Origin of the sequence: Flavobacterium sp. N2820, assembly GCF_025947285.1 — a bacterium.
Lineage (GTDB): Bacteria > Bacteroidota > Bacteroidia > Flavobacteriales > Flavobacteriaceae > Flavobacterium.
Map to the genome: position 1 here is coordinate 1,559,402 of NZ_CP110008.1, position 12,203 is coordinate 1,571,604.

The 12,203-nt window shown below is 33.1% G+C and carries 9 protein-coding genes and 1 pseudogene; 2 read left to right on the plus strand and 8 right to left on the minus strand.

What is annotated here, in order from left to right:
- Positions 1–101: 101 nt before the first annotated feature.
- The gene (locus OLM52_RS07515) at positions 102–4,697 is read left to right on the plus strand and encodes a LamG-like jellyroll fold domain-containing protein (RefSeq protein WP_264547924.1); all 4,596 of its coding nucleotides are present in this window, start codon (positions 102–104) and stop codon (positions 4,695–4,697) included.
- Positions 4,698–4,749: 52 nt separating this feature from the next.
- On the opposite strand, the gene OLM52_RS07520 is transcribed toward OLM52_RS07515, so the two are convergent.
- The 4 genes from OLM52_RS07520 to OLM52_RS07535 form a co-directional block, all read right to left on the minus strand.
- A complete protein-coding gene (locus tag OLM52_RS07520) occupies positions 4,750–5,262 on the minus strand; it encodes a MepB family protein (protein WP_264547925.1) in 513 nt (170 codons plus the stop codon).
- A gap of 16 nt (positions 5,263–5,278) precedes the next feature.
- Positions 5,279–5,626, minus strand: coding sequence for a hypothetical protein (locus tag OLM52_RS07525; protein WP_264547926.1), 348 nt, complete (start codon positions 5,624–5,626; stop codon positions 5,279–5,281).
- A gap of 179 nt (positions 5,627–5,805) precedes the next feature.
- Positions 5,806–7,461 (minus strand): histidine--tRNA ligase, encoded by a 1,656-nt coding sequence (gene hisS / locus OLM52_RS07530; protein WP_264547927.1) that lies wholly within the window; start codon positions 7,459–7,461, stop codon positions 5,806–5,808.
- 56 nt (positions 7,462–7,517) lie between these two features.
- Positions 7,518–7,880: a four helix bundle protein gene (locus OLM52_RS07535; RefSeq protein ID WP_264547928.1), complete on the minus strand. Its 363-nt coding sequence runs from the start codon at positions 7,878–7,880 to the stop codon at positions 7,518–7,520.
- A gap of 155 nt (positions 7,881–8,035) precedes the next feature.
- On the opposite strand from OLM52_RS07535, the gene OLM52_RS07540 reads away from it, so the two are divergent.
- On the plus strand, positions 8,036–9,277 hold the full coding sequence (locus OLM52_RS07540; protein ID WP_264547929.1) for an ABC transporter permease: 1,242 nt from the start codon (positions 8,036–8,038) through the stop codon (positions 9,275–9,277).
- A 52-nt stretch (positions 9,278–9,329) separates the two neighbouring features.
- Here the strand turns inward: OLM52_RS07540 and OLM52_RS07545 are convergent.
- From OLM52_RS07545 to OLM52_RS07560, 4 genes and pseudogenes are all read right to left on the minus strand, one after another.
- Positions 9,330–9,698, minus strand: a pseudogene (locus OLM52_RS07545) (four helix bundle protein).
- Positions 9,699–9,777: 79 nt separating this feature from the next.
- A complete protein-coding gene (prmC, locus tag OLM52_RS07550; protein WP_264547930.1) occupies positions 9,778–10,632 on the minus strand; it encodes a peptide chain release factor N(5)-glutamine methyltransferase in 855 nt (284 codons plus the stop codon).
- Positions 10,632–11,540, minus strand: a complete 909-nt coding sequence (locus OLM52_RS07555; protein WP_264547931.1) for a hypothetical protein — start codon at positions 11,538–11,540, stop codon at positions 10,632–10,634. The genes prmC and OLM52_RS07555 overlap by 1 nt, the downstream gene beginning before the upstream one ends.
- A gap of 37 nt (positions 11,541–11,577) precedes the next feature.
- Entirely contained in the window at positions 11,578–12,054 is a 477-nt protein-coding gene (locus OLM52_RS07560; protein WP_264547932.1) for a GNAT family N-acetyltransferase, read from the minus strand.
- Positions 12,055–12,203: the final 149 nt, after the last annotated feature.

Here is a 12,203-nt window from a genome sequence, read left to right on the forward strand (position 1 = left end):
GCTCAATAATAATTTATTGGTTGCTAATGGTACAAACAGTCAATCGCTTCAATAAAAAAGAAGATTGATCATAAAAATTTTTCTCTAAAACCCCCGGTAATATGAAAGTCAACAAAACTACTTTTAAAAATCTTTTGTTTTTAATTCTATTAACTGTTATAGAAACAAAAGCACAAACTACCATTTTTAATGCAGATTTTTCTTCAGGAACAGGCAATAATGCATTTACAATGGGAAGTTGGACTAGAGGAAACAACGCCAACTTTACTACTACTGGTGTTACAGCTCCTTATTTATATCTTGCAGGTTATGCAAACAGTTTGAATACATCAGCAATTACACCTAAGATTAATCTTACTGGTTATGAAAGATTAACCCTATCCTTAAAATTTAATTACCAAACCGAATTAGATTACGATGGTTTTAAAATTTTATTTTCAACAGATGACGGAGCAACTTGGAATACTTTAGGAAAAGAAAGCGATCAAGCAGTCAATTGGTACACCAGAACAAATGTTGGTGCATTTGGAAGCAATCAAAGGGCATGGAGTGGTAATCCTGGAAATACTTGGTTTTCAGCGAGTATTGACTTACCGTCACAAGGTTTTGACAACAAAGACAACATTAGATTCGCAATACAATTTAGATCGGATAGCAGTAATAATAGTTTTAGAGGCGTTGCCGTTGATGATTTCAAAATTATAGGTTATCCAGTTACCGCCAAAACATATCCTAGCTGTAGTGCTTATGATAAATTAGAAATTTGGTATAAACCAGATAATTTATCAGCTTTAGCTAATAATGCTGCAATTGATATATGGCCAAACGCAACAGGAATAAATCCAGATTGGACAAATGCAGTTGGAACCTCAACAACTAGACCGCTCTATAAAAACAATGCAACTAGCAATGTAAACTTTAATCCAGTAGTAAATTTTGATGGTACAAAATCACTATTTTCACGACAAGGATTTTATAATCATGATATTTTTATTGTCATAAATCCAGGTACACCAATTAGTGCTGCTATCGCTACACAAGATGTATTAATGGGTGATGATTATTTAGAAATTGCAGGGAATGAAGATATTACTGGACTATCAGTAAATAACACTTCAACAAGATATGGTGCAGGCGTACCAAATATTGCTGCTTATAACCAAGGCCCTAATACTAAATATGGTAGAGCCATTATTTCCAACACGATAACTTATGATCGTCCAGTTATCTTTAACGCCCGACTAAATGCGGCTGGAACGGGTATGGATTTATTTTTAGACGGAGTTGATTTAGGAGTAACCCTAAACCCTGCGTTAATGTCAGAAGTAAATGTTGGAACGTTCAAACTAATATTAAATTCTCGTTTTTGGATTGGCCGAAGTGAGTATTTTGGACCAAGTTTTAATGGAGATATATTAGAAATCATGATGTTTTCGGCACGTAAATCAGATACTGATAGAAAAAAAATAGAAACCTACCTTGGAATTAAATATGGTATCAACCCAGGTTTATTTCCTGTAACAGCAATTAGTTTGCCACACGTTCCTGGAGAATTTATTGCTTCAGATGGAACTGCATTATGGAACAACACACTTCACAGTGGCTTTACTTATAATGTAGCTGGAATTGGCCGTGATGATTGTACGGGATTAAACCAAAAACAAAGTAAAAGTATTGATCCTGAGAGTCATCTAACTATTGGACTTTCTGACATTTATGCAACAAATGCATTAAATACAAATACTTTTGCAAATGATGGCGATTACTTAATTTGGGGAAGCACCATAGATCCTTTAACCACAATGGCTTCTCCTATTGAAATAAACTTAGGCAGCACTATTGTTACTACTGTAACAAACGCTACTAACCGAACTTGGAAAATCGTTGAAAAAACAATTACAGATATTGGAAATGTAAAAATTTCAATTCCAGCCGCCTCTTTGGCCTCTCTTCCTGCATTATCAGGAAATAGTGACTATGTCCTAATAATAGCAGACGATGCTAATTTTACAACTAATATAGAAACCGTTTTTCTAAATGCAGTAAGTACAAACCTAGAAGCTGTATACAATTTCAACGGAACTAAATACATGAAAATTGGTGTTGCAGAAGAAATAATTGCTTCTAGACACATCAAATTTGATGGAACTGACGATTATGTGCGATTTAATGACATTCCAGTTGTAAACAGTGCTTTTTCAATTTCTGCATGGGTAAACGGTGAAGGATCAAATTCTTCTAATAATGACAAAACTATTGTCTCTAAAAAAGGAAGTACACAAACCAGTTATCACTTTTTAATTGACAATACCAATAAAGTAGTAATGCGTTTTAATAATGGAACCACTACTTCAGAAATTGTTAGTAATACTGCATTAAATTCAAATCAGTGGCGCAACGTAACCTTTACGCTTGATGGATCAAATGTAGGAAGACTATACATCGACGGTGTTCTTGATGTGCAAACCAATATGAATGCACGCACAGACATTAGTAACGTATTCGTAATTGGAGCTAGATATGTAAACGAAAGTAGTACAGTTGACTTTTTTAAAGGCAAATTAGACGAAATCCGCATTTGGAATAGCGCACTTACAGCAAGTGAAATTCGTTTTGTAATGAATCAAGAAATTGAACAAGGAATTGGAAATACGGTAAGCGGTAAAATCATTCCTGCAACCATTACAAAAAATGATATCAGTTCAAAAACATGGACTTCAGATATTTTTGCCTATTTCAACTTGAACAACTACATAGGAACCAGTTTGAATGATGCATCAGGAAAAAAACTAAGAGGTAATTTAAGTAATTATACCCGTTATACCATTGAAGAACAAACAGCCCCACTACCTTATGTTTCGGCAGCAAATGCAACTTGGGATTCATCGTCAGCATGGACGAATGGTACAGAGATGTATTATCCAAACAGTAGTTTAACCATCAATAGCATTCCAACAAAAATTGATTGGAATATTATAAAAACTGCACATAATGTAACTTCTGTGGGCAATAAAACGCTTCTGGCGGTTATTGTTGATAACAATACTTTAGAAATTGACAACGACTCAAAATTGGAGGTTTCACATTACCTAAAAATTAATGGAAAAATTGATTTAACAGGAAAATCACAATTAATACAAACAACTGATAGTGATTTAGATCCTAGTGGAACAGGAATCTTAGAAAGAGATCAACAAGGAAGTGGAAACCTTTACAACTACAACTATTGGTCGTCTCCAGTTAGTACAGTCGTTAGTGCAGTAAGTAACAATACAGGATTTACCATCGCCAATGCACTTAAAGATGGTACTAATCCAGCAACACCACAATCAATTACTTGGGTGGCCGGTTTTAATGGCTCGGCAAACCCAATGAATATAGCGCGATACTGGTTATTTAAGTTTACAAACTTAACATCAGAGTATGCAAATTGGGAACAAATTAATGAAAATACAGTTCTTCAAACCGCTCAAGCATATACCATGAAAGGAAGTGGAATTGCAACACCTCCAGCTATTGCAACACAAAATTATGTATTCTCTGGAAAGCCAAACAATGGATTAATCAATCACAGTGGAATTCAAATTGGCATTAACAACATCAATTTAATTGGAAATCCATATCCATCAGCTCTTGATGCAAATGCATTTATTACAGATAATATAGGGGCAATTACTGGGACTTTATATTTTTGGGAACACTATCCATCAAACAATTCTCATGTACTAGCAGGATACCAAGGTGGCTACGCAGCACGCAATTTAGTTGGCGGAACACCTCCAGTTTCACCTCCTACAATAAGTGGATTGGGCTCAAGTTTGAGAGTTCCTGGTAGATATATCCCTGTTGCTCTAGGGTTCTTTGTAAAAGGAAATTCGACGGGAGGTCAAATCATTTATCAAAACAGTCAGCGCGGATTTATCAAAGAAGACGATGCCGATTCAAATGAAATGTTTAAAACACAAAGCAATTTACCAAACTCTAGCAATTCTAGTGATCAACAAACAACAACTGATACGTTTGCAAAAATAAGATTAGGATATTCTGGAACTACAAATTCACACCGCCAACTATTAATTGGTTTTATGAATGAAAATGCGGATGACTCGCATAATTTAGGTTATGATGGGGAAATTATAGACATTCAACCAGATGATATCTATTTTCGATGTGGTAATTACAATTTAGTAATTCAAGGAGTAGGCTATTTTAATGCTAATGCATCTTATCCGTTAACTTTAAAATCAAGTCAGGCAGGTTTAGTGAATATTATGATTGATAGTTTAGAAAATTTTGATTTAAACCAACCAATATACATTCACGACAACTCAAACAATAGCTATCATGATATTACGGCATCAAACCTAAGTCTTATGCTTCCTGCAGGTGAAACAGCAAATAGATTTTCACTTCGCTTTACAAATCAAACATTATCTTCAAACGATATAGAAACCAATTCAACCCTAGCTTTTTATAATGCGGATGATGAAAAAATTGAAATCATAAATACCAAAAATCAAACTATTGAAGCCGTTACATTGTTCTCCATCTTAGGTCAAAAAATAAATCATTGGGCAATAAACAGCTCAGAAACCAATATAAAATTACCTGTTAAACGCGTTGAAACGGGAATTTATATAGTGAAAATAAAACTTGATGGAAACAACTATTTCAGTCATAAAATTATAATTGAATAACCCCAAAAGAATAGGGTTAAACCATAAATAGAAATTAAAAACGGGTGCTTTTCTAAACCAAAAGTATCCGTTTTATTTTTTTTAAGTCTTCTGAAAAGTCCTCTTTGATGGTTACAAAATAATGTTCTTGCCAAGCCTGTGTTTTTATAGCTTGTTTATTTTCGGGTTTATCCCAAGGTGCGTAAACTCTAATACCACGCTTTCCTCCCTTTTCATTCTGAGAAAAAATTCCTTTAGCAACTACAACCGATTTTGGAAAAACAAATTGACCGAAATTCTCCGAATCTCGCACAGAGATAATCAAAAAATCTAACGAATCAGCCACGTCAAAAGGAGCTGTTATACCGCTGTTATTTCGTTTCCAAATAGCTACAAACTGACCGATTTTTGTAGGCGTGATATTGGCAACACGGTATTGAATTTTATAGTTGTTCAATTCAAAAGAACAAGCGCCATAATTTGCGCTTTCAGAATTCCAAACAAGATGTTGAAGTTGAAAACCACATTCGCTATAAAGTAATTTTTCAGCAAGTTGCAAATCATTTTGAAAACGTTCTGTCGCCATAAATGGAATGGTTTATCTAAATTTTGAATCGATCTCCTAACTTTTTTCCAATCCAATAAGCGATTCCAATTCCTAAAATTAAAATCCAAAGATTCATGAAAATATAAAACGTGAACGCCAATGGATTTTCAGTTGAATTGAAGCAATAGCTTTCTATAAAAAAACAAAATTGAGTGGTTTCTTTTGAAAATTGCGACAAAGCAAAACTCATCAAAAAAGTAATTCCGATAGCTGATAAAACATAAACCACGTTTTTATTCATCGGTTTTTTACCTGTTGGTTCAAACGCACTTCGCTCTGCTTCAGTACGCTTATTGTGCTGAAGTGACCAAATTACTTTTTTAGCTTCGTCGTCTACATTCATTTCAAAAATCAATTACAAATTCAATTACAAGTTCAAGGGCAAAATCAAGCTCATATAAGTGAAACGCTCTGTGTATCTCTATTCAACACAATCAAAATAAAAAAACTCAGCGAATCTCTGTGTAAAAAGAGACGCTTTTCAGCGTGACAAGTTTGCGTTTAACAAAGCTAGGCTTTTATTTATTGTAATAACGTAACTAATGTTGCAAAGTCTACTTTTTGCTGTTCACCAGTAGCTAAGTTTTTTAAACCAAACTCTTCACGCTCTATTTCCGATTCTCCTACAATTACTGCAAATGGAATACCTCTTCTATCGGCGTGTTTGAATTGTTTATCGATTTTTGATTGATCTGGATATAATTCGACTTTGATTCCTTTTTGACGTAATTTTCCGATAGCTTTCATCGAATACAGAGCTTCTTTGTCACCAAAGTTTAAGAATAAAGCTTTTGAGGTCGCTAAAACGGCTTCTGGGAATAAACCTACTTCTTCCATTACCAAAGCAATTCGGTCTAAACCAAATGAAATTCCAACGCCCGACATATTTTTCAATCCGAAAATCCCCGTCAAATCATCATAACGACCACCGCCACCAATGGAACCCATAGCCACACCTTTTGGCGCAGCGACTTCAAAAATGGCACCTGTGTAATAATTTAAACCTCGCGCTAATGTAACATCTAAATCCAAGAAAGCGGTTTGCAAACCTAAAGTCGTAACGTTGTCACAAATAAATTGCAACTCGTTTACACCTTTCATTCCTTCTTCTGAATTAGCTAATAATTGCGCTAATTTTTCTATTTTTTCGTTTATAGTTCCTGTGAAATTGAACAACGGTTGTACTTTTTCAATCGCCGCTTCCGAAATGCCTTTTTCTAACATTTCTTTTTTCACGCCGTCGGCTCCTATTTTGTCTAATTTATCTAACGCAACCGTAAAATCAATCAATTTATCCGAAGCGCCAATTACCTCAGCAATTCCAGATAATATCTTACGATTGTTAATTTTAATCGTAACGCCACCTAAACCTAACTGACTAAAAACCGAGTCATACAATTGCACCAACTCTACTTCTTGCCAAAGCGAATTCGAACCCACCACATCAGCATCGCATTGATAAAACTCTCTAAAACGTCCTTTTTGAGGTCTATCGGCACGCCAAACCGGTTGAATTTGGTAACGCTTGAACGGAAACTCAATTTCGTTTTGGTGTTGCACCACATAACGCGCAAATGGAACCGTTAAATCGTAACGAAGCGCTTTTTCAGTAATATTTGTACTTAAATGTCTAGATTGTGCACTTGAAATAAAAATTCCAAATACTGTCATCGAATAAAGACTTAATAAATCATTATTAGAATTTTTAAGTTCTTCCAATAAATCAGGTTTATATAGAAAATGATTTGAAATAATTAAATTTAATTCTTCCTTTAAATTTTTATAATCAATTTTTTCTACAACAGGATTGCGTAAAAATGCTTCTTGTACTGCTTTTGACGTTATCGCTTCAACAAATTCAGAATTCTTATTACTGTCTGGATTTGCCTTAATAAAATTCTGTAAATTGAATAATATCGTTTTTATAATTTCCATCAAGGATTTATTGAAAACATCAAAAAAATCTCCCGAATTCAAAATCTTAAAAATCAAGCGATCCCCTTCTTCACCATATTTTCCCATTAAGGTTTCTGAGTTTTCAAACGAAGGCGTTTCAATCGGTTGAAAGCCAAATTTTTCAAAATTGGTTTTTATCGTACTGAAAATATAATTGCGTTTCGCCACTTCTGCTGGTGAAAAATCTCGGGTTCCTTTGGGTATACTTGGTTTTTGTGCCATTTTAAATTTAGAATTTAGAATTTAGAATTCTGAAAATGAGAAATCTAAAAAATAATTTATTTATTGTTAATTCTGTTTTTTGTGTTTTTTAAAGTTGTTACAAAAATAGCAGTTAATTCATTTGCTTCATTTAGAAGTTCGTTCAACACTTTTTGATCAACAACATTTAATTCTTGAAGAACTTCTAACCAAAAATGAGATTCATCTGTTTCTTCTAAAACAATATTCATCTTTGATAAATATTCATTATCACTTCTTGCTCGTAAAGAAGCTCTGTAATTTGCCCCAACAGAACTTCCAGATTTCCCCAATTGATTTGCAATAATTCTTGTAGAATTTTTCATTGGTAAATTATCTACCAAATTCAAAATTGAAATTGTAAATGATTTTGTTCGCTTCTTTAAGTCAAATTCTTTCATTAACCAATTATTTTCATGCAAATATCGAATATATTTAGCAGTATTAAAAATCAATTCAGAGATTTAAAATATCGGGATTTTCACTTTCTAAATTCTAAATTCTAAATTCTTACTTTTTATGTGTAACATTTCGCTCGTACTTTAGTCTTATAGTCATGGTAGGATTATTTAAAGAAAACACAAAAATTGCGCTTGATTCTATTAAAAGTCAGGCTTTGCGTACAGCACTTACGGTGATGATTATTACTTTAGGTATTACTTTTTTAGTTGGAATATTAACACTAACTAAAGCATTAGAAAATAATCTATTTGGAAATTTTGCTTCAATGGGAGCGAATACTTTTTCAATTAGCCAATACGATTTTTCTTCCGAAATCAATCAAAATGATACTGAACAACGTGTAAATCCTATCATTAGTTATCCAGAAGCAAAGGCATTTCAAGACAAATATAATTTCCCATTTACCACTACTTCCCTATCGTTTACAGCAGGTTCGGCTATTGAAGTAAAATATCAGGACAAAAAAACCGATCCAGAAATTTCGGTGGTTGGAATTGACGAAAATTATTGTCCAAATAAAGGTTTGGAAGTAGTGAAAGGTCGAAATATGAACTCATTTGATGTTTCTAATAACAATTACGTTTGTATTTTGGGTTCCGATTTTGAAAAAGGTTTGTTTGCCAATTTGAATCCGATTGATAAAATCATTTCAATTCGTGGCGCAAAGTTTAAAGTAATTGGCGTTTTAAAAGAAAAAGGTTCTACATTTGGAAACAGTCAAGATTTACGGGTTTTGATTCCAACACAAATAGCGCGTTCTTTATTTTCGGCACCCAATATCAACTACGATTTAGATGTAATGGTCAACAACGAAGCTCTTTTAGATGAAGCAGTTGATGATGCCATTATTACCATGCGAAGAGTGCGAAAATTAAGCCCAGTAGAAAAAGAAAATTTCGGAATTGAACGTAGTGATGATTTAATTCAAACGTTAGGTTCAAATATAGCTGTTATTAATTGGGTTGCCGTAATTATTGGTGCCATTACCGTTTTTGGTTCAACAGTAGCACTAATGAACATTATGTTGGTTTCTGTTACTGAACGTACAAGAGAAATTGGTGTACGAAAATCACTTGGAGCCACAAGAAGCACGATTGCTTGGCAATTTTTTACTGAGACTTTTATAATTAGTCAAATGGGTGGTCTTCTTGGAATAATATTAGGAATTCTTCTCGGTTCAGTTATTGCGCTAAGTTTTGGTTTTGATTTTGTAATCCCTTGGATGGCGATTATTGCGGCTTTTATTACCACTTTTATTGTAACGATTGTTTCAGGATTATATCCTGCCATAAAAGCTTCGAAATTAGATCCTGTGGAAGCGTTGCGTTACGAATAAATTTGAGGTACGAGATACAAAGTACAAGGTACGATATATGACATACGAAATACTAATTTTTAGAATTTTGATTATTTCTTGAGGTTTTTATTGAAGCTACTATAATTGCTAAAATTTCATTTCCTTCTTTTAATAGAGATTCTAGTTCTGCTTTTAATTCTTGGTTCTTGTTTATTTCTAAAATTATTTCAAGAAAAAAATTACTTTCATCAGCTTCTTCTTCAACAATTTTTAATTTATTAATAAAATCGGCAGTAGATTTGGCTCGCTATGATGCTCTATAGTTTGCTCCTACTGAACTTGAGCACCTAATAAGCTGGTTAACATAAGCATTAAATTCTCTTGAGTGAGGTAATTTAGAACACAAAATAGCACAATCAATTGTAAACTTTTTTGTTCTTGCTTTCATATCAATTCTCATATTTTTATTTTTAAGTAAATTATCGTAAATATATAATTTCCTACCTAATAACTCAAATACATTTCGTACCACGTACTTCTTACCTTGTACATTTTATCATTCGATCATTACCGTAAATATCTTTTTTCAATTCGATATTTTTAAACCCTAGATTTTCTAGTAACTCAACCGTTTCATTGCCTAAATACTGATTGATTTCGAAGAATAATAATCCGTTTGGAGACAAGTTTTTTAACGCCAATTGCGCAATTTTTCTATAAAAAAGTAACGCATCAGTATCTTCTACAAACAGCGCCAAATGCGGTTCGTAGTCCAATACATTTTTTTTGATTTCTTGCTTTTCTAAATTGCGAACATATGGCGGATTTGAAACGATAACATCAAAATGTTGATTCAAATCTTCCACTTCTAAAATGTTAGCTTGAATAAAATTGACCTCAACATTATTTGATACCGCATTTATTTTAGCCACTTCTAACGCTTGTTCCGAAACATCAATCGCTGAAACGTTTGCTTGTGGTAAATTTGCTTTTAATGAAATGGGAATACAACCTGAACCCGTTCCAATGTCCAAAATCTCTAACTTTTGACTTTGAACTTTTGACTTTTGACTTTCAATTATCCATTCTACCAATTCCTCTGTTTCTGGTCTTGGAATTAAAGTGTTTTCATTGACTTCAAATCGCAAACCATAAAACCAAGCTTCTCCAGTGATGTATTGAATGGGTTTTTCTTGTTGCAATTCAACTAAAAAGGCATTCCACTTTTCAATTGCTGCATCTGAAATCTCAAAATCCGGATTCAAAGCTACATCTACTCGCTTCAAATGAAGCAAATATTCAGTAAGGATAAAAAAGAAACTTTCGATTTCTTGTTCGTCTTGAATATTTTTTAAAGCGTCGAAAAAAAGGTTTTTGTATTGTTTTAGTAGCATTAGATACCGTATTTCTTTTTAATAAGCTCTAAAATATCTTTTCTTAATTGCCACGGAGGCAAGCCCACTGCTATTCTTCGCTTATCTAAATTATCAAAATCCTCAATCAAATCTTTTTCTATTCCACTATAAATCCCATAAAGATAAACGCCATTACCTCTTAAATTACTATCTATTAAATCTCCATAAATATTTGCTGGAGCTCTGCCTCTTCTGATTAAATCAAGAAAAATGGGTTTCCAATATTCTGCTTTTTCTCTATTGATATGAAAAGCAAAAAAAGTAAAATTTAAAAATTCATCATCAATCATAGAGTTTCCAAATTGAGGAAACATTTCATCGGGAAAACAATCGCAATCTGCTACAATTTTTCTTAACTTTAAATCATTGATACTATCCACTCTTTTCACTCCTTCATAATCACGATTGATTCTTAATTTTTGATCTTCCTCTCTCATTTTAAAAATTTCATTTCTCAAATCTAAATTCACTTGTTTTAGATAAGCCTGATGATATTTTTTAGCTTTTCGTTCTAATTTTCTCCAAGATTTTGTGTTTTGAATATCCTTATAAAGAGGAGCATCTTTAAAATTTTCAAACTTAGCACCATAATCTCTAACTAAAATTTCTATATAATGAACCGCTTCATCAGGCTTATTTAATCGCATAGCACATTCAGCTAAAACTGCAGGTTCATTAACTTCCTTTTGTTTTAACAACGGACAATTCTTTTCAGCCGTTTTTAATAAGTCATAGGCTTTTTGATAATCTTCTTTCAAATATTCATAATGTGCCTGATACACAAACTGATAATAATTGTTGATATAATCATATGCCTCATTGACTTTCTTTTTTTGAGAAAACCCGACTATAGAAATCAATAAAAAAACTAAAATCTTAATCTTCATAATTCTTGTCTTACTACTTACTACTCAAATCTTAATACTATAACTGCTTCGTCATCCAAACTTCACAACTACTGTGCCCAGTGTTTCCCATTGGACCACAAATATTTTCAAAACCTATTCTTTTATATAGTTTTTGTGCGATGGTCATAAACGATAAAGTTTCCAAATAACAGATTTTAAAACTTTGTGTTTTGGCAAATTCCAAACATTTTTCAATGATTTTCTCTGCATAACCCGTTCCTCTAATTTCGGGAGCAAAATACATTTTTTGTAATTCACATACCGAATCATCACCATTTTCTAAAGGCGCCACACCACAGCCCCCAACCACTTTTCCATCGTGTTCCACTACATAATACACTGAACGAGGCGCTTGATAGACTTCATATAATGTATCTAAAATTGGATCAGCATAAGCAGTCCCTACTTTTGGCGCATCTAATTCATGAAAAATAGCACGAATTACATTCGCAATCGACTCATTATCTTTTTGTTGGATTTCTCTAATTAGCATAGCATTTTTATTGTTGGGTAAAAGTACGTAAATTTAAATTTTATACAACTACGTAGCACAAGTATAGATACGCCATAGCAAAGGTATATCAAAGGTTAGGTTGTGGTACCCTTACAGAAAACAAAGTTCGCATAAAATCCATTTTTTAA

Bases quoted from the DNA above. Each gene is read 5' to 3' on its own strand.
- OLM52_RS07555 (WP_264547931.1), bottom strand. From the start codon at position 11,540: ATGAAGATTAAGATTTTAGTTTTTTTATTGATTTCTATAGTCGGGTTT.
- OLM52_RS07560 (WP_264547932.1), bottom strand. From the start codon at position 12,054: ATGCTAATTAGAGAAATCCAACAAAAAGATAATGAGTCGATTGCGAAT.
- OLM52_RS07525 (WP_264547926.1), bottom strand. From the start codon at position 5,626: ATGAATGTAGACGACGAAGCTAAAAAAGTAATTTGGTCACTTCAGCAC.
- OLM52_RS07520 (WP_264547925.1), bottom strand. From the start codon at position 5,262: ATGGCGACAGAACGTTTTCAAAATGATTTGCAACTTGCTGAAAAATTA.
- OLM52_RS07515 (WP_264547924.1), top strand. From the start codon at position 102: ATGAAAGTCAACAAAACTACTTTTAAAAATCTTTTGTTTTTAATTCTA.
- OLM52_RS07540 (WP_264547929.1), top strand. From the start codon at position 8,036: ATGGTAGGATTATTTAAAGAAAACACAAAAATTGCGCTTGATTCTATT.
- prmC (WP_264547930.1), bottom strand. From the start codon at position 10,632: ATGCTACTAAAACAATACAAAAACCTTTTTTTCGACGCTTTAAAAAAT.
- OLM52_RS07535 (WP_264547928.1), bottom strand. From the start codon at position 7,880: ATGAAAGAATTTGACTTAAAGAAGCGAACAAAATCATTTACAATTTCA.
- hisS (WP_264547927.1), bottom strand. From the start codon at position 7,461: ATGGCACAAAAACCAAGTATACCCAAAGGAACCCGAGATTTTTCACCA.